Here is a 16,789-nt window from a genome sequence, read left to right as displayed (position 1 = left end):
TCTGAAGCCGAGACCGACAGGGGTGCTCGCGTGAGCAATCTCTCGCGCCACCGTTGCGCGCACCGCCGGTTGGTCCCCTATCCGAGATGAGTGACCTGCAGTCCGCCCCAGTGCCGATTCAGGTACTCCGCGACGAGCCGGCGATGGCAATGCTCGGGCGTGTCCTCGCTGCAGAGCAGGCAGCCGTCGGCGATGGTTTCCCTGGCGACCGTCTGCTCGACGCGTCGAACGCGCATCAGGTCCAGGAAGCGTGATTCATAGGTACTCCAGTCGCCACCTTTCTTCTTGAAGTCGTCCAGTATCTGCTTCGTGGGCGCCAGCACCGGCAGGTGCACGTAGTCCATGCCACAGATTTCGGCGAGAAAGTAGGCCAGATCATCTCGCTTGGCGAAGCCGGCAAGCTGCGACACGTTGTTGAGCCGCACGTCGACGACGCGACGTGCGCCCGATGTCCGCAAGAGTTCGAAGAACCGGTTCGCGGACTTCTTCGTAAAGCCGATGGTGAAAATCCTCATGTCTGCAACTCACCGTTGCGTCTATCTTGCGACGCGGAATCGTCAGCCAGTGTCTCTTTCCGGTGCGCGAATCGATGGGCCTGCTGCGTGAGTGCGTCTTCGATCCGCTCTGCCCGGGAGCGCCGGAACAACCGGTGGTCCTCGCTGGTGTCCTCCATCCCGTGCATGGCCAGCAGTCGGAACATGGCGTCGGCATGGAGCTCCAGCCGGCCGTCGGGCCCGATATGGGCAACTGAAACGCCCCGTGCCTGGAGGGCTGGAGCTACGAGCAGGCCGCGGTGGCACTCGAGCGGTTCTTTCTCGGCGCACATGAGCGCGATGCGGTGCCTGCTCATGCCTTTGGCAACGCGGTCGAGCCCGTCTTGGAAGGAGGAGGTCGCGCCGAGTCGCATGTAGCTGATGCGCCCGTTGTCGTAGCAGGCCGGATCATTCGAGCGACCACCCAATTCCGATCCCAGGAAGACGTACGCGATTCCGCGCGCGACGAGACTGCCCGACAACGCTTCGCGGTTGAACTGCGGATTGAAGCGGCTGTAGGGTGCGGCGCGAACATCTGCTACTGCGGTAACCTCATGACGCTGCAGCAGGTCGATGAACGCCTCCACGGGATGCGTGGAGTGCCCTATCGTCAGCACGGTACCGCCGGTCGCTGGCATTTGCCTGCTTCAGGTTGCGGGAATGATGGCGGCGATCAGCTTGTAGCACGCGTCCCCGTACGGTTCGCCCAGGCTGACTGTCAGGTAACACTCGCCGATGTCGTACGTGCCGTTCAGTTTCGCCAGATAGGTTCGTTCCCAGCCGGGATCGGTGACCCACAGCGCGTACTCGCGGCCTGCGTGCCGGAACCGGCCCTGCACGCGCCGCTTGTCGTTGCCGAAGGCCTCGCCGGGGCGGGACACGATGAGCCGCAACCGGTCGACGCGGAGCAGCCGCAGGGAACCGGCGACCGCGCCGGCCACTGTCAGCGGGACCTTGTCGTTCAGGCCGTTGTAGGTGCTGTGGCCGTCGATCCACAGCGGAGCGACGGGATCCGTCAACACAGCCAGGTCGGACGTCGACAGGCGGCCCGCTTTCCCCCAGTAGCACTTCGGATCGAGCAGCCAGTTCTCCGTCTGATAATCCTTCGGCCGTGATTCCAGAACCGGAACGTCGATCACGTCGAGAACCCGCGGATCGCTGCCGTCCGCGTACTGGCGCTCGTACTCCGATACCTCCCCGCCGTCGCGGGCGCTGACGGGCCGAATCCAGCCGCCGGCTTCCGTGCCGTTCCACTCACGCCCGGCAACGCATCGACCGCGGAGCGTGCGGGAGTTCGCGAGGCAGACGAGACGCTTCGTGCTCGGCATCGTCGCTGTGTTCGAGAGACGGTTCACCCGTCTGCAGTCGCCGCCCGAACGACGAGACGGAGCTCGCTCTCATCGATCAGGGTGTACTCCGGCAGGCGTCCTGACAGCTCCCGGCTTTCCTTGCGGATAATCGGTACCCCGTCACCCCGCCGGTCCATCATGTGCATCCGGCCGACACCCGTGGGCGCCGGACAGCGGGCCAGCAGCGAAACGATCAACTCGTTGCGGCTCGCCTGGCGCAAGTGCAGGCTGTCGAGCGTCAGTGAATTCGCCAACGCCCCGGGGACGTAGAGCTCCAGGCGGTCCCCGAACAGGTGCAGGCGTATCCTCGCGCCCGCGATCGAATAGTCGCGATGCGCCACGGCATTGACGAGCGCCTCGAAGACCGCCCGGTCGCTGAACTGCGGGTGTTCCGTTCGGGCAGTCGCCTTCGTGGCCCGCACCAACATGTTCCTTCGCACGAAGTGCAGGGCCTCGGCGACCTGCTCGTCGAGCGGACCGCCGATGTCGCGCGCGTCCGTCTGGTACTCGACGTCGGTACGTTCGCTGGCGTAGCTGACCGCCTGTACGTATGCGTGAGGCAGCCAGCGCTGCGGCTCGCGCGTGCAGAGCAGGACCCCGGCGAGCGTTAGTCTCGGCGTGCCGTCGGCGTGTGCAATGAGACGCAGCTTGCGCGCCGTGGTCTCGGAGGCGTCCTCCTCCACCCCGTCGTCCCGCAGGAACCGGCGTGTCAGCGCATAGTCCAGGTCCCCCGGCACGGTGCCCGGGACGGCGGATTCGTCGAACCGGATCATCCGGCTCTGGCTGCGTTCCTGGAACAAGCGTGCCAACAGATCCGGGGCCAGCTCTCGTTTCGAGCTGCCGAGTCTGCGGAAATAGCCGCCGGGGCTCTTGTGCACGAAGAGGCTGCGCTCGACCGCGACCAGGAGGACGGGCGCCAGGTCGCCGGCCGGTGTGGGCAGCTCCACCTTGCGGATCGTGGCGTCCAGAGGTGGCTTCAGCGTGTCATTGCAGATCTCGCGGACCCAGGTCTCCACGACGTCCAGGGCGTCGAGCGGGATTCCGGTGACCCGTCGCGTCGCGTCGTCCACGCCGAGCACCAGCTCGCCGCCTCGCCCGTTGGCGAACGCTCCCAGCTCGTCGGCGACGTCGTTCCGGCGCGGCGCGGTCACCCGCGACCCCGACACCGTCACCTGCTTGAGTTCGAGCACCGAGTCCTCACCCAGACGGATGCGCCGTGCCAGATCTCCGTAGCCGGTCATGGCCCGGCGTCTCCGTTTCCGGTCAACGTCCACCGCATCACGGTCAGCATAGTGGATGACTTGTCTGGCGCGACCGAACGGACCTTCCGGACCCTTTCCGGCATCCAACCCGCGTATCGGAAATAGCCCGGGTCACGTAATCCGTCTCTCTCGCGATCACCGTCACCGCCGCTGGCATCGCGGACAGAAGTGCGTGCTCCGTTGTGCAACGAGGATCCGGCGCACGCGCGTCCCGCAACTGATGCACGGCTCGCCGTCCCTGCCGTAGATCCGGATCTGCTTCTGGAAGCCGCCCTGCGCGCCGCGGCTGTCGCGGTAGTCGCGGATGCTGGTGCCGCCGGCGTCGATGGCGTCGCGCAGCACGGCCTGTATCGCCCCGTGCAGGTCCCGAGCCTTGCGCGGCCCGAGGTTGTGCGCGCTGCGGAGCGGGTGTAGGCGGGCCCGGAACAGCGCTTCGTCGGCGTAGATGTTGCCCAGGCCGCGCAGGAACTCCTGGTCGAGCAGCAGCGCCTTGAGCCGCGCCTTGCGCGACCGCAGCCGAACCGCGAACTCGTCACGTCCGATCTCGAGCGGTTCCGGACCCAGCGCGGACAGGCGCGCCGGCAGTCGCTTGGACCACTCCCAGCGCCCGAACTTGCGCGTGTCCCGGAAGACGACCGCGGTGCCGTCGTCCAGGGTCATGCTCGCCCGGGTGTACTCGTCCGCCGCACCGTTCACGAGCAGGTTGCCGGTCATCCGCAGGTGAATCACCAGCATCGACGCCTGGCTCTGCCTGCGCAAGTGAAGCAGGAGGTACTTCCCGTAGCGCTCGAGCCGCTCGATGCGCTGGCCGGTCAGACGCGCCGCAGTCACGCGCGGGTCGCCGACGCAAGTGCGCGGCCAGGCGAAAGATGCCAGCGCGATGGCCCGCCCTTCGACGACGGGAGCCAGCGTGCGCCGCACCGTCTCGACTTCCGGGAGCTCGGGCATCGGCGGTTTCCGGCAGTAGGTCCGCGGCGCGGCGCGGCCGGCGGGTCACCCTTCCCGGCGCACCAGCTCGGGCAGCACGGTGCCTATCTCGCCGTGCACCACCGCGTCCGCGATGCCGTCGAGCGGGGTCGGGTCGCGGTTGACGATAATCAGCCGCGCGCCCGCCTGTCGGGCCACCCGCGGGAGTGACGCGGCCGGCTCGACGACCAGCGAGGAGCCGACCGCGATCATCAGGTCGCACGTCTCGGCCGCGACCTGGGCCCGCACCATGACGTCGCGCGGCATCGCCTGCCCGAACGAGATCGTGGCCGGCTTGAGAAACCCGCCGCATTTTCGGCAGCGCGGCGCCTTCTCGCCCTCCTCGATGCGCCGGCACGCCTCGTCCGACGTGATCCGGTCGCCGCAGGCGAGGCAGACCGCCTCGGTCGTCGTGCCGTGCAGCTCCAGCACCTTGTCGGCGGGCAGGCCCGATCGCTGGTGGAGGCGCTCGATGTTCTGCGTGATCAGCGCGTCGAGCCGGCCCTGCTCGTGGAGCTCGACGAAGGCATAGTGCCCGGCGTTCGGCTGCGCGTCGCGCATCGCGGGCCAGGCGAGGGCCTTCTGCCGCCAGTATTCGATGCGCCCCGCCTCGCTGGACACGAACTCCTGGAAGTCGACGATCCGGTTCTGGGCCCACACCCCGTTCGGGCTCCGGAAGTCGGGCACGCCCGACTCGGTGGAGATGCCGGCGCCGGTGAAGCCGACGATACGCGAGGCCGCCGAGACCAGCTTCCTGACCGCCCGCACTTCCATGCCGGGGATCCTATACGCGACGCGGTGCCGCGCCCGCCACGGCCATGCATTCCCGACGCGCTCGAGATGTGGGGTTCTCGCTCCCCGAAACGCCTCGCAGGCTCGGAGTTCGGCCCGTCCCATCCTCACCATGAGCTTGCGTCTCGGAACTCCGCGTCGCTGCGTTCTGCGGCGCAAGCTCCTGGAATCAGGCGGAATCGGCTTTCCCGATCCCGGTCTGTCCGCGGCGCGGTGCGGCGGCGCGTTTCCCGAGCGAGATTCCCGTGCGCTCCGCGACCGCGCAAGCGAGGAAGAGGAAATCGGCCCGGCAATCCGCGACGGCGTTGGCGTGGCCGCCGATGGCGCCGTCGGCCGGTTTCAGCTTGAACATCGGCTTGCGCGCCTCCTGGGCCAGGGGCATCAGGCTGCGGAAGTGCTTCAGTGTGGCGAGACAATTGGGATCGGCGTCGATGGTGCGATCGGGCTGGTCGAATTCACCCATGACGGATTCCGCGTACACGCCCGGAATGCGCGCCATCCAGCGCGCGTACGCCTTCACGGGCCGATCGAGACGCACGGCGTGTTGCATGACGACGTATCCGATCGGGCGCATCGTCCCCGCGGGCACATCCAGAGCGGCCACCGGATTGCGCTCCCGCCGTTCGGTCCACTCGTCTCGCCACCGCCGCAGCGTCGGGCCGAGGTTGCGCAGGCCCTGCAGCGAGTAGAGATCCGACGCCAACGGAACCACGACGTCGTCCGCGGCGACCAGCGCGGCGCGGTTGAACGCGCCGAGGTTCGGGCCGACGTCCACCAGAACCAGATCGGCCGCGGTCTGCTCCGCGGCCATCCGCAGCACGCGCCACAGAGCCGACAGCACCCGGAACGCGCGCGGCTTTCGGTCCAGGCAGTCCGGCCATTGGCTGGAGAGCTCGTCTTCCGCGGCCGACAACGCGAGGTCGCCGATCACCAGCCCCAGCCCGGGGGTCGGATGTTCCACGTGGGGCGCCGTCACGTCCCCGCTGCCTTCGAGCAGCGGCTGTATCGCTCCGTACACTGTCCTTCTCCCGTCGCCTTCGGTCCACAGGGCTTCCAATCGGCTGTCGTCGAGGAACATGCTCGTCAGGTTTGCCTGCGGATCGAGATCCGCGGCCACGACGTTCACACCGAGGTCGGCGAACAGCCAGGCCAGGTGATACACGAGCGACGTCTTGCCGACACCGCCCTTGTTGTTGAAGAAGGCGACGGTCTTCATCCGGCCGGCCTCAAGGTGACCGAGACCTGCGTCGGCTCGAAGTCGAACGCCGGCGCCGGATTTCCGTTGTCTTGCAGTGCAGCGTTCGCCAGCGGCACCCCGAGGCCGAAGCGCTGGCCGAAACCGAGGTGGTGCATCGTCTCCGCCACGAGGGGATTGCGATAGTCGGTCGCACCCTTGCCGAAGTTCTCGGACGTCACGCGGCCATACAACCCGCCGGGACTCGTGATTTCGATACGATCGGCGTACCAGTAGACCCGGGTCGGCGCGTGCGTTTCCTCGTAGCTGCGGTGCATCACGGCGTTCCACCCGAGCTGCTGCAGGGCGGCGACCGGATAGTCCGGCTGCTGCGCTTCCCGCGGTCTGCCGGCCACCTCCGTGCGCACGCTGACGTTGAGCCTGAACAGCTCGTCGAGTCGTCGCAGCACGTCGTCGAGTCTCCCGGTGAGGTCCTTCTGATCGCGGATCGGATCGGTGATCGCCGGTCCGTCGATGCGGAGGAACTGCACCCAGGCGCCGGGAACCCAGCGTTGCGGGTCGCGGCCGAACGCCAGCAGAGCGCCCCACGTCGGACGATCGCCGGCCAGCAGCCGCAAAGAATCGAGCTGCCGATCGAAAGACCGCCGATTCTGCGCCAGCACCTCGGGTGCGATGGCGCTCGGCAAGTAATGGGCGCGCAGGAAATCGAGGTCCAGATCGTCGATATTGTCGGCGGCTCCCCGGCGCAGGTCGAACGGCTGGTCCCGTCCGCGGCGGCGTTCGGCGAGCCGCTGCTCCTCCTCCGGACTGGCTTCGCGCACCGTCGGGCCCACCTTGATCCACACCCGACCCATATAGCGCACGGGGGTGTCCCGTGAAGGCTGAACGGTGACGACCGCCACGTCGCACCCGTCGATTCGCCGCGGCTCGACGATGATCGACGGCAACGGCAGGATGTTCCCGTCGTCCTTCATGCCGGCGAGGTCGCGCAGGAGCTTGTCGTCAATTGGCAGCCCCGCGCAACGGCCGTCGTCCTCCACACCGATAAAGATGATGCCGGGCGTCCCGCGGCCAGGGAGATCGTTCGCAAAGGCGCAGAGGTTGCGACGGATGCCGCTACGGTCGGCGGCCGAGCGCTTGCGCTCGACACGGTCCGATTCGATCTCCCGCATCAGGGCCGTGAGTTCGTCCTGCCTATACGGTGCGGTCACCGTTGGAGCCTCCGCCTCGTCAATCGGTATGCGCCCTCACCGTGCAGCGTACCCGCGTCGGTTCGACGCGGAACTCCGGCTCGCCCTGACCGTTGTCCCGCAACTCGCCTTCCGTTCGACCAGGTCGGTCGTCAGGTCCGTGAGCATCGCTTCGAGCTCGTCGTGCGCGTAGGGTGCGGTCATCGCGGGTTCCGCGACCCGGCGATCGGATCCCTCATATCGTAGTTGACGTTCGTCACGCCCAGGGTGAAAGCCAGTATTTGCTCCGGCCGGATTCCTCCGGGTCCGCCGCCGCCGAACAGGTCCTGGAGCCGCTCGGCAACGGCACCGAGGCCGCCGATTTCGGCTACCACTACCGCTGCGAACGCCGCCGTGCCTGCCAGCATGACGGCCAGCTGCAGGACATCGGTGGCGACCACGCTGCGCAGTCCCCCGGTGGTCGAGTAGAACGTGGTCACGGCCAGGATGAGGAGGATCGAGATCAGGTTGCTGGCGGTGTGGGTCCACACCTGCGGATCGTCCGGCGGACCAATTGTCAGCGGGACGCCGATCCACTCGACGAGTACAGCGTCGGGGCCGTGTGGTGAAGACGGAAACGGCCGGGAACTCGAGGCTCCGGCCGTCTCGACAATCGCGGGCAGAACGACCGCTACGGGAGCGACGTCACCTTCTGCGTGTTCTTGCGCCGCGCGCCGCCGAGGATGCCGGTCAGGCCGTAGTTGCCCTCGTGGCAGGCGTACTCGTAGAGCACGCCGTCCGTGCGCCGGAACGGGATGGCGGCGCTGAACGGCCGCGTCAGGTTGTTCGGATCTTCGAAAGTGAACTCGTACATCACCGTGTCGGGGTCGAGGCGCGTGAACCGCTCGACCAGGTAGGTGTCGCGGGAGGACCCGGCGAAGTTGGTCGAGCGCGCGAAATTCGTCGTCTCGACGACCAGCGTGTCGCCTTCCCAGCGGCCGCGCGAGTCGCCCACCCACTGCCGGATGTCGCCATGCGGCTGGTCGATCGGGATGATGCGCACGTTGTGGATGTGCTCGTTGAGCAGCGCCACGTAGCCCGGCGCCTGGAAGATGTGGACGTTGTTGTTGTAGGCGCCCGGCCGCATCGGCGGCCCCGAGTTCGAGCCCATCAGGCAGCGGTCGCCGAGCGTGCGGTCGGTGTAGTGGTCGGCGAAGCCGTTGCGCATGTTGAGGCGGTTGATCGCGCGGGCCTCGCGGTACTCGTCGGTGTAGGGGATCCGGCCGCTCGGCGGATCGACGACCAGCGAGGTCCGCTTGTCGCTCGTCAGCTCGATGCCCCGCTCGTACCAGAACTCGTTGTACGAGAGCACCCCGCCCTCGGCGCGCGGCTGGTAGCCGGCGCTCGGCGCGCCCGTGATGGGGTCGAACAGATCGCGGTTGAGGCGCACCCGCTCCGATGCCTCGAAGGCGGCCGCCTCCTCCGCGCCGAGCGTCTCCCTGCCGGCCAGCGCCGCGGGCCGCTCCAGCGGCGTCAGCGTGCGGAACGTGAAGATGCCGGAGATGTCCGGCTGCCCGTCCGGGGTCCGCATCGGCATGCCGGGGGCGTCCGACTGGGCGATGGCGGGGACCGGCGCGGCCAGGACGACCGCCAGCAGGGCGGCGAGCGCGATGATGCAGCGATGACTGGTCATCTCGATACTCCCTCTTCGAAGAGCGCGGTAATTCGGCCCGATCCTACCGCGAAATCCGTACTGCAGCGTTTCGAATCGCAGCAGGGGCAGGATGCCCGGCCCGTGTCCGCGTCAGAACCGGAACAGGCGGTTGAACTTGATGATGAACGCCCGGTTCGTGGGCCCCAGGTAGGAGCGGTGCAGCCCGGTGTCGCGCTCCTCGTTGAACACGATGAACAGCTCGCTGCCCGGCTGGTACTCCCAGCGGAAGCGGATGTTGGCCGACATGGCGTTGCGGCTGGAGTTGTACTGCACGAGCGCACTGGTGAACATCAGCGGCGTCATCGTGTAGGTGACCCGCGCGCCGAGCAGGTTGGTCGTGAACGCTCCCTCGGCGAGATCGATCCAGTTGACCGAATAGAGCGGCTCGACCGAGAACTGGTCGGTGAGGCTGGCCCGGCCGCGGGTGACGGTCAGCGCCGTCTTGTGGCCGCTGTAGAAGGTGCCGTGCTCGGCCAGGACGTTGCCGGACCAGCGGCGTTGCTGTCCGAAGTTGTAGCCGACGCCGAGGTTGGCGAAGTCGTAGCCGCGGACCGGCAGGGTGACGTCGCGAGAGATGGGGAACGGCCGGGGCAGGAACTCGTACGAGCGCATGCCGCTCAACAGGAGCTGATCGCTGTTCTCGAGCTCGATGCCGAACGAGGCCAGCGTCTCGCGCGTCTCCACCTGGCCGGCCAGGTTCTCGACGTAGGCGAACGAGCCGGTCCACAGGAACCGGCGTGCCCAGTCGATCGACTGCGGGCGTGGGCTGAAGCGGAACTCGCCGAAGCTGCGGCGCATGTCGCGGCGCCGCACGAAGCCGATCTCCGGGTTGAAGTCGTCGCCCACCAGCAGGTGCTCGAGCTGCACCCCGTAGCGGTCCCCCAGGTACTCCAGGTGCGCGCGGTAGCTGGCGTCGTTGCCGGTCCGCCCGTCGGTGCGGGTGCGCGCCCAGTGGGTATTGATGTTCAGGTCGTCGTAGAAGCCGAAGATGGCGTCGACGCCGTAGGCCTCGTTGCCGCCCACGCCGTCGAGGGCGACCGATCGGTTGGTGTACATGGCGCCGATGCTGCTGCGCCGCAGCACGTCGCGCCGGGCCCGCAGCACGCTGAAGTTGGTGGCCCGCGCGCCCGCCGCCTCGGCGTCGCCGGACTGGATGTTGAGGGCGCCCAGGGTGAACGCACCGACCCGCCCGGTGAGCCGCCCGCCGGCCCGCAGCGGCACTTCCTGCGCCACCGAGCCGCCGCTCAGGCCGATGCGGCGGCTGTAGAAGAGGACGGGCGTGTCCGTCGCTCCCGCCAGGCGTCCGCTGGTCGCCGCGCCGCCGAAGCGAAACGTCCCCTGGTTCTCCAGAAAGAACTCGCGCTTCTCGGGGAAGAACAGGTTGAAGCGGGTCAGGTTGATCTGCTGCTCGTCGGCCTCCACCTGCGCGAAGTCGGGGTTGGCGGTGAAATCGGCGGTCAGCCCCTGGGTCACGCCGTACTTGATGTCGACCCCGCCGTCCCAACCGATCTCGTTCGCGATCGGGGGCGACGCGACGGGGCTGGTCGTCAGGTCGCCGATGCCGTACGGCTTGACCTCGAACAGCCGCGACGCGGGCGGGGCTTCTATCCCGACCAGCGTCGCGGCCAGCGACGCGCGGAAGTGGCCGCGGAGCCCCTGCGCCGCCGACAGCGGCGTCAGGTACGACGACTCGTTCTTCCAGCGGTTGACCCGGCGGGCCTGGAAGCCCCAGATCTGGGGACCCTCCCCGCGGTAGCGGAGCGACTTGAAGGGAAGCGCCGCTTCCATCACCCAGCCGCCGTCGATGCGGCCCACCGAGACGTCGTACACGGGGTTCCAGTCGAGGTTCGGCTGCGACTCGTTGGTGAGCTGCGCGTCGAGCCGGCCGCCCACCGCCGACACCTCGAAGAGGACCACGTTTCGGCGGTCGTAGAAGGTGTCCAGCGACCAGGCGAAGTTGTCGTCGCGCACGATGCGGATGTTGTCGCGGCGCATCTCGCTGGCGATGATCCGGTCCGGCCGCGTTTCCCAGCAGCGGGCGACGACGTAGACGTTGTCGTCGTCGAAGAGCAGCCAGACCTCCGTACGCTCGGTGGCCGGCTCGCCCTCGGCCGGGTCGTTCTGGATGAAGTCCGACATCGGCCGGACGAGTTCGTAGGCCGCTTCGCTCAGGACGCCGTCGATGTTCATCGGCTCGTCGATCCGCGTGGCCCGGATGGTGACGCCGGTGGCGTCGCGGGCAATCACCTCGGGCGGGGCCGGCGGGGGCGGTCCGAAGATCTGCGTCGGCGGAAGCTGCAGGCCGCCCGGGGGCGCGGCGGCGGCGACGGGCGCGGTGATGCCGGACGCCGACAACAGCAGTGGCAGCACCCACCACGCGGGGCGCCGGCGGTGGGCGGACCGGGCCGCACGAAGCAGGCAGCGTCTCCGAATCGCCGCACGATCCGGGCGTCTCGGCGCCACGCGGGGTTGCATCGCCGGTTCCTAACGCGCCCCGTCCGCCGCGGCGTCCTCGAGCCGGCCGATCTCGAGCGTGGCGGTCATGCCGGTGTTGCCCTCGTGGCAGGCGAACTCGAACATGTCGCCCTCGGTGGGCGGCATCAGGATGGTGGCCGTCCAGGGCTGCGTCCAGAGGTCGGGATCCTCGAACGTCACCGCGTAGCGCACCGTGTCCTCGTCGACGCGGGTGAAGCGCTCGACCAGGCGCATGCCGCCCTGCGACAGCCCGCGGAACCACTGCGCGGGGCTGAAGTTGGTGGTCTCGACGACCAGCGTGTCGCCTTCCCAGTGCCCTCGCGAGTCGCCCAGCCACTGCCGCATGTGCCCCGGCAGGTGCGGCCGGCCGTCGAGCGGGATGATCCGGAATTCGTGGACCATCTCGAAGAGCAGGAGCACGTGATCCGGCGTCTGCGCGATGTGGATGTTCTGGCTGTAGGGGCCGCCCAGGCGCGGGATGCCGTAGGAGATGCAGCGCTCCTGGGGGCTGCGGCCCTCGGGACCCTCGGTCGTCTGCCCCGGACGGGCCCGGACGCGCTCCAGGCCCGCCGCGGAGTAGGGGATGCGGCCGTCCGGCGGATCGACGATCATGGAGGTGCGCCCGTCCGAGAGGCTCCGCTCCCACCAGACGACCCGGCGCGCCCCGACGCCCTCGGTCGATCGCTGGGCGGCGTTTACCTCGGCGATCTCGGCCTCGGTCAGCAGCCCCCGGTCGCCCTGCTCCTCGGGGCGTTCGAGCGGCGTCGCCGTCCCGTGGCTCCAGATGCCGTTCAGGTCCGGGGCGCCCCAGGGGGTGCGCGGCGACGCCGACTGGCCCCAGGCGACAGCCGGGATCCAGGCGGCCGCCAGGAGCGACGCGAGCAGGGCGCAGACGGCCGTACAGGACCGGGGAGGGCTGGATCTGTCCATGGATTACCTCAGTCTAGACGTTTGTCCATCGTAGCCCGGAAATCTTCGCCGAACGCGATCGCGAGGTCGCGCTACCGCCTTCGCTTTCGCCCGACCGGACCTCGCCGGGAAACCGCCCCGTCCTGGCGGCGCAGTTCGCCGACGCCGTCTGCGGCGTGGGCTCGCCGCGCTCTTGCCGCCTTTCCACGTCCAGGGATCGGCTAGGATATATGCCCGGTTTCAACAGAGGGAGGGAAAATGAAGGAGAATCGACGGATCGTCTCGAGAGCCGCAGGCGTGGCCCTGCTCGTCTTGTCGCTCGCGGTGCTCGGCGCCGGCGGGGCAGCGGCCCAGGAGGGAGAGGCCGACCTGGTGCAGCGGGTGCTTCCGAACCCGAACCCCGTGGTCGAGCTGCACTGGGCCAAGCTGCCCGACGGGCGAACGTGGGGCTCGACCGCCGGCGTCGACATCGACCCGACCGACGGGCACGTCTGGGTCTACGACCGTTGCGGCGGCTTCGCGCTCGCCGGGGGCTGCGCGGCCAACCCGACGGTGAATCCGATTCTGAAGTACAACCGGCACACCGGCGACCTGATGGCCGAGTTCGGCGCGGGGCTCTTCGTGCTGCCGCACGGGATCCACGTCGACGACGACGGCAACGTCTGGGTCACCGACTCGCAGGGCAACGGCGAGATCGGCCACCAGGTCATCAAGTTCACCCCGGAGGGCGAAGAGCTCATGAGGCTCGGCGTCGCCGGGCAGCCGGGCGACGACCCCGAGGGCGTGCATCTGAACGAGCCGTGCGACGTCATCACCTGGGGCCCGACCGGCGACATCTTCGTCTCCGACGGCCACAGCGGCCAGAACCCGGACCCGCCCGCCGGACGCACCGGGCGCATCCTGAAGTACGACAAGGACGGCAACTTCATCAAGCAGTGGGGCGAGATCGGCTTCCGGCCGGGTCAGTTCCGCACCCCGCACGCCATCGAGTTCGACTCGCAGGGTCGGCTGTTCGTGGCGGATCGCGGCAACCACCGCATCCAGATCTTCGATCAGGAAGGCGAGCTTCTGGACATCTATACGCAGTTCAGCCGCATCAGCGGGCTGTACATCACGGCCGACGACACGCTCTACGCGATCGACTCCGAATCGCAGGAGGGCAACCACTACGGCTGGAAGAATGGCGTGCGCATCGGTCCCGCGGGTGAGGACCGGGTGACCGCCTTCATTCCGCCGCACGTTCCCGAGGAGGGCCGCACCTTGCAGGGCCTCGCCGGCGAGGGTGTCGCCGTCGACGAGGACGGCACCGTGTTCGTGGCCGAGGGGCCGGCGTCGCGGCCGTTCGCCGGCGGCGGGCTCACCCGGTACTCGAAGGGTTCGAACTAGCGCGACCCTCGGCGAAGTGCTCTGGGCCCCGTGCCGCGCTCGGCGGTGCGGGGCCTTTCTCTTGTCCGGCCCGTCTTCTCGCTCCCGGGCCCCGTCTCGCGGATCGGCCGGATCCGGATCTAGAACGTCACCAGGAAGGTCCCGTCCGGCTGGGCGACGACCGCGGGAAAGCTGCCGTCGGGAATCTCCGGTCCGGTTCCCTGCTCGCCCAGCGGCTGCCCGTCGGCATCGAAACGCTGCCAGTGGAACGTCCCCCCCGACTGCCAGCCGAACCCGTCGCCCCAGCCGAGCAGCGTCTCGCCGCGGTGGTTGACGGCGACGGCCGGATTCTTGCGCCGCGCGGCCGCCTCGCCGGCGGGTGACGCCGCCTGTTGCAGGGCGTCGACGGCGCTGACGTGCACCTGTCCCGCCGTCTCCCACGACACGGACATGCCGTCCGGCCCGCGCGTGAGGCTGGTCGTGGAGATGGGGCAGGCGTTGATCCGCCACAGGTCGATCAGCTCGTCCTTGAAGGTTTCGCCGCGGTCGAGCGACGTCAACAGGCGCTGGCCCCGGCGGATGTTCTCGCCGGCGCCGCGGTAGGACACGTACAACGCGCCCGCCTCGTCCGTCATCGCGTGCAGGGCGCAACAATCGCAGGCGCCCTCGGTCTCCCCGCTCACGGGGCGCGCGGCCGAGAAGGTCTGTCCGTCGTCGCGCGAGGCGGTCAGGAAGACGGAGCGCTCGGCGTCGGGCGGCGCTCCGGTGTGCCAGAACACGTAGACGTTGCCGGCCCGGTCGGCGGCGATGGACGGTCCCGCTTCGACCCCTTCGCCGGCGGCGATGGCGAACTGCGGCTCGAATCCGGTCCCGGCCTCGTCGGTCCGCGTGTAGAGGAACTCGGTGCGGCCGAGCTTGAACCAGGTCACGTGCAGGCGGTCGTCCTTGCCGAGCGCGATCTGGCCGCCGTCGATCGGACCGATGCCGACGACGGTGCCCGGCTCGGAGTTGACGTAGCGCGGTTCGGACCAGGCGGCGGCGCCCGGCGCGCGGCTGACGTACAGCAGATCTCCGGCGCGCGGCTCTCCCTGGAAGTAGACGACGTGCGCGGTTCCCCCGTCGTCGACGACCGCCCGCGGCAGTCGGCCGCCCTCCGGGAGGTGCAGCAGGGACACGGCCTCGCTCAATTCAGCGGGTCCGCCACCGCAGGAGAGCAGCGGGAGGAGGCTCGCGCAGGCGAGTGCGACGGCACGAAAACTCATGAAGGCAAGGGTATCAGACGATATATCTGCAAAGAAGCCGTATAATGCCCGCAATCTGCGCTTCGTAGCCTGTTTCGTGCACCGATGCGGATGGATCCTCAATCAACGGCAGGTGTCATGAGAGGCTTTGCCACGCTCGCCGGCCTCGTGTTGGCCGTCTCGACCGTCCAGACCGATTTCCCGGCCATTCGAGCCCAGGCGCCGCCGGTCAGGGCCATCGTCCCTGCGGATGCGGAGCCGGCCCCGTCCCGGGCGGCCGCGCCGGCCGCCGCCGAGCCGGGCGCGTCGGCCGCCGAGCTCGCGTTGCGGGAGCGGGCGCGCGCCCGCCTCGCCGCGGACATCGACGCCCTGGCGACCTTCCGGCCGTCCTATCCCTTCTGGCAACACATCTTCACGACGCCGGACGGCAACGTCGCCTTCGGGAGCCGGACCGACGGGCGGCTGCTCGCGACCTTCCCGTCCCGGGGCGACTGGCGGCGCACCGGCGTCTGGGCCGTGCCGTCGCTGGCCGACACGCTGTCCGGCCGCCGTCTCCCGCGGCGCCTGAGCGACCGGCGGCGAGCCGTCGAAGAGGCGCTCGAGCGGCAGGTGGGGCCGGTCCTGCACAACGCGACGCGGGGCACCTTCGTGGCGCCGCACGCCGCGCGCTACGGCAACTTCCTGAGCGAATGGGCGGCCATCTACGAGCGCTTCGGGGTGCCGGCGGAGATCGGCCTGGCGCAGGCGATGATCGAATCCGGCTTCAACGGCCGCGCCCGCTCGTCCGCGCGCGCCCTCGGCCTCTGCCAGTGGCTGCCGCGCAACTGGAACTACCTGAAGCGGCGCTCCCCCCACGTGATCGAGGGCTACAACCAGACCACGCAGGTGCCGTACTGCGCCGCCTACCTGACCATCCTTGCGACGCTATACGACAGCTTCATTCCGGCGCTGTCCGAGCATCACGCGGGCGGCGTCAACGTCGGGCGGACGGTCATCAACGGCGAGCGGCTCGGCGCAACGGACACGCGCGAGCAGTACCTGCGGGGGTCGGACTTCGCCCGCAAGCTGCGCGAGATCTCGATCCGCCGCTACCGGACGCTCTTCCGCACCTACGGTTTCCGCTCGGCGCTGTACGCCGAGATGATCTTCGGGAACACGGTGAACATCGAACGGTTGATGGCCGACATGCCGCAATCGAAGGTCTTCGCCATGCGCGTGCCGCGCAGCACGCCGATCACGCGGGTGATGCAGCGCACGGGCCTGTCGCGCGATCAGGTGCGCCGTTACAACCCGGCCCTCGTGCGACGGGTTCCGGCGCGCGCCAACCTGTACCTGCCCGAGTACATCGAGGACTTCGGGCCGGACGTCTCGTTCTGGCATCGCCCCGCGAGTCCCGACTACGCCGCCCTCCTCGACGAGTTCATCCAGCTCGACGGGAGCATCGAGGAGTGGCACGGCAACGCGTTCAGGGCGACGCTGGAGGACTTCCGGCGCCGATTCTCGGACACCGGCACCGAAGAGGGAGCGGTGATGGCGACCGTGCTCGCCTTTGCGATCCAGGACCTGAACACCAGCCGGCGGGGGGCCATCCTGCGGGAGTTCCGGAACAGCGGCAGCGTCCGCAGGCTGTTCGATCGCGGCCGGCGCGAGCTGTACGGGCAGGCCGCCCAATAGAAGCGAGGGCGCCCGTCGGTGGGCCCGGCTTCTGCCGGGCGGGCGGCGGGGGGCGCCCGCCCGCCCCCCGGGCGCGCCGAGGGGGGGGCGGCGCCGCCCGCCACCAAGCACTGAGATAGAAAAAAAAAAAGCCACCCACACAACA

14 protein-coding genes and 1 pseudogene (1 of these 15 running past the window's edge) are annotated in these 16,789 nt (G+C 69.0%); 2 read left to right on the top strand and 13 right to left on the bottom strand.

All coding sequences use genetic code 11. The features are described 5' to 3' along the window. Positions 1-77: 77 nt before the first annotated feature. The 11 genes from F4X11_00940 to F4X11_00890 form a co-directional block, all read right to left on the bottom strand. Entirely contained in the window at positions 78-515 is a 438-nt protein-coding gene (locus F4X11_00940; GenBank protein ID MYN63590.1) for a DUF488 domain-containing protein, read from the bottom strand. Then, positions 512-1,171, bottom strand: coding sequence for a DUF488 domain-containing protein (locus tag F4X11_00935; protein MYN63589.1), 660 nt, complete (start codon positions 1,169-1,171; stop codon positions 512-514). Before F4X11_00935 ends, F4X11_00940 begins: the two co-directional genes overlap by 4 nt. A 9-nt stretch (positions 1,172-1,180) precedes the next feature. Next, positions 1,181-1,861 (bottom strand): hypothetical protein, encoded by a 681-nt coding sequence (locus tag F4X11_00930; protein MYN63588.1) that lies wholly within the window; start codon positions 1,859-1,861, stop codon positions 1,181-1,183. 23 nt (positions 1,862-1,884) lie between these two features. Continuing rightward, the gene (locus F4X11_00925; GenBank protein ID MYN63587.1) at positions 1,885-3,123 is read right to left on the bottom strand and encodes a transcriptional regulator; all 1,239 of its coding nucleotides are present in this window, start codon (positions 3,121-3,123) and stop codon (positions 1,885-1,887) included. Between the two features lie 162 nt (positions 3,124-3,285). Next, positions 3,286-4,092: a bifunctional DNA-formamidopyrimidine glycosylase/DNA-(apurinic or apyrimidinic site) lyase gene (gene mutM, locus F4X11_00920; GenBank protein ID MYN63586.1), complete on the bottom strand. Its 807-nt coding sequence runs from the start codon at positions 4,090-4,092 to the stop codon at positions 3,286-3,288. Positions 4,093-4,137: 45 nt separating this feature from the next. Beyond that, positions 4,138-4,884, bottom strand: coding sequence for a hypothetical protein (locus F4X11_00915; GenBank protein ID MYN63585.1), 747 nt, complete (start codon positions 4,882-4,884; stop codon positions 4,138-4,140). Between the two features lie 187 nt (positions 4,885-5,071). Next, positions 5,072-6,118: a ParA family protein gene (locus F4X11_00910; GenBank protein ID MYN63584.1), complete on the bottom strand. Its 1,047-nt coding sequence runs from the start codon at positions 6,116-6,118 to the stop codon at positions 5,072-5,074. Next, positions 6,115-7,269, bottom strand: a complete 1,155-nt coding sequence (locus F4X11_00905; protein MYN63583.1) for a transcriptional regulator — start codon at positions 7,267-7,269, stop codon at positions 6,115-6,117. The genes F4X11_00910 and F4X11_00905 overlap by 4 nt, the downstream gene beginning before the upstream one ends. A 218-nt stretch (positions 7,270-7,487) precedes the next feature. After that, on the bottom strand, positions 7,488-8,444 hold the full coding sequence (locus F4X11_00900; GenBank protein MYN63582.1) for a hypothetical protein: 957 nt from the start codon (positions 8,442-8,444) through the stop codon (positions 7,488-7,490). Positions 8,445-9,070: 626 nt separating this feature from the next. Further along, the gene (locus tag F4X11_00895; GenBank protein MYN63581.1) at positions 9,071-11,455 is read right to left on the bottom strand and encodes a carbohydrate binding family 9 domain-containing protein; all 2,385 of its coding nucleotides are present in this window, start codon (positions 11,453-11,455) and stop codon (positions 9,071-9,073) included. A gap of 9 nt (positions 11,456-11,464) precedes the next feature. Continuing rightward, entirely contained in the window at positions 11,465-12,385 is a 921-nt protein-coding gene (locus tag F4X11_00890; protein ID MYN63580.1) for a hypothetical protein, read from the bottom strand. 237 nt (positions 12,386-12,622) lie between these two features. Here F4X11_00890 and F4X11_00885 point away from each other — a divergent pair, with 237 nt between their 5' ends. After that, on the top strand, positions 12,623-13,750 hold the full coding sequence (locus F4X11_00885) for a hypothetical protein (protein ID MYN63579.1): 1,128 nt from the start codon (positions 12,623-12,625) through the stop codon (positions 13,748-13,750). A gap of 119 nt (positions 13,751-13,869) precedes the next feature. Here the strand turns inward: F4X11_00885 and F4X11_00880 are convergent, their stop codons facing one another. Further along, positions 13,870-14,904, bottom strand: coding sequence for an exo-alpha-sialidase (locus tag F4X11_00880; GenBank protein MYN63578.1), 1,035 nt, complete (start codon positions 14,902-14,904; stop codon positions 13,870-13,872). 204 nt (positions 14,905-15,108) lie between these two features. Here F4X11_00880 and F4X11_00875 point away from each other — a divergent pair, with 204 nt between their 5' ends. Next, entirely contained in the window at positions 15,109-16,644 is a 1,536-nt protein-coding gene (locus F4X11_00875; GenBank protein ID MYN63577.1) for a transglycosylase SLT domain-containing protein, read from the top strand. Between the two features lie 13 nt (positions 16,645-16,657). Here the strand turns inward: F4X11_00875 and F4X11_00870 are convergent. After that, a pseudogene (locus F4X11_00870) lies at positions 16,658-16,789 on the bottom strand (hypothetical protein); it runs 108 nt beyond the window's last position.

The organism is Acidobacteriota bacterium (assembly GCA_009861545.1).
Taxonomy (GTDB): Bacteria; Acidobacteriota; Vicinamibacteria; order Vicinamibacterales; family UBA8438; genus WTFV01.
The sequence above is the reverse complement of the archived record's forward strand: the minus strand, read 5'-3'. Positions and strand labels throughout refer to the sequence as shown.

What these genes read in the sequence shown, in the direction of transcription:
- F4X11_00940 (MYN63590.1), bottom strand. Translation starts at nt 515, where the DNA reads ATGAGGATTTTCACCATCGGCTTTACGAAGAAGTCCGCGAACCGGTTC.
- F4X11_00935 (MYN63589.1), bottom strand. Translation starts at nt 1,171, where the DNA reads ATGCCAGCGACCGGCGGTACCGTGCTGACGATAGGGCACTCCACGCAT.
- F4X11_00930 (MYN63588.1), bottom strand. Translation starts at nt 1,861, where the DNA reads ATGCCGAGCACGAAGCGTCTCGTCTGCCTCGCGAACTCCCGCACGCTC.
- F4X11_00925 (MYN63587.1), bottom strand. Translation starts at nt 3,123, where the DNA reads ATGACCGGCTACGGAGATCTGGCACGGCGCATCCGTCTGGGTGAGGAC.
- mutM (MYN63586.1), bottom strand. Translation starts at nt 4,092, where the DNA reads ATGCCCGAGCTCCCGGAAGTCGAGACGGTGCGGCGCACGCTGGCTCCC.
- F4X11_00915 (MYN63585.1), bottom strand. Translation starts at nt 4,884, where the DNA reads ATGGAAGTGCGGGCGGTCAGGAAGCTGGTCTCGGCGGCCTCGCGTATC.
- F4X11_00910 (MYN63584.1), bottom strand. Translation starts at nt 6,118, where the DNA reads ATGAAGACCGTCGCCTTCTTCAACAACAAGGGCGGTGTCGGCAAGACG.
- F4X11_00905 (MYN63583.1), bottom strand. Translation starts at nt 7,269, where the DNA reads ATGCGGGAGATCGAATCGGACCGTGTCGAGCGCAAGCGCTCGGCCGCC.
- F4X11_00895 (MYN63581.1), bottom strand. Translation starts at nt 11,455, where the DNA reads ATGCAACCCCGCGTGGCGCCGAGACGCCCGGATCGTGCGGCGATTCGG.
- F4X11_00890 (MYN63580.1), bottom strand. Translation starts at nt 12,385, where the DNA reads ATGGACAGATCCAGCCCTCCCCGGTCCTGTACGGCCGTCTGCGCCCTG.
- F4X11_00885 (MYN63579.1), top strand. Translation starts at nt 12,623, where the DNA reads ATGAAGGAGAATCGACGGATCGTCTCGAGAGCCGCAGGCGTGGCCCTG.
- F4X11_00875 (MYN63577.1), top strand. Translation starts at nt 15,109, where the DNA reads ATGAGAGGCTTTGCCACGCTCGCCGGCCTCGTGTTGGCCGTCTCGACC.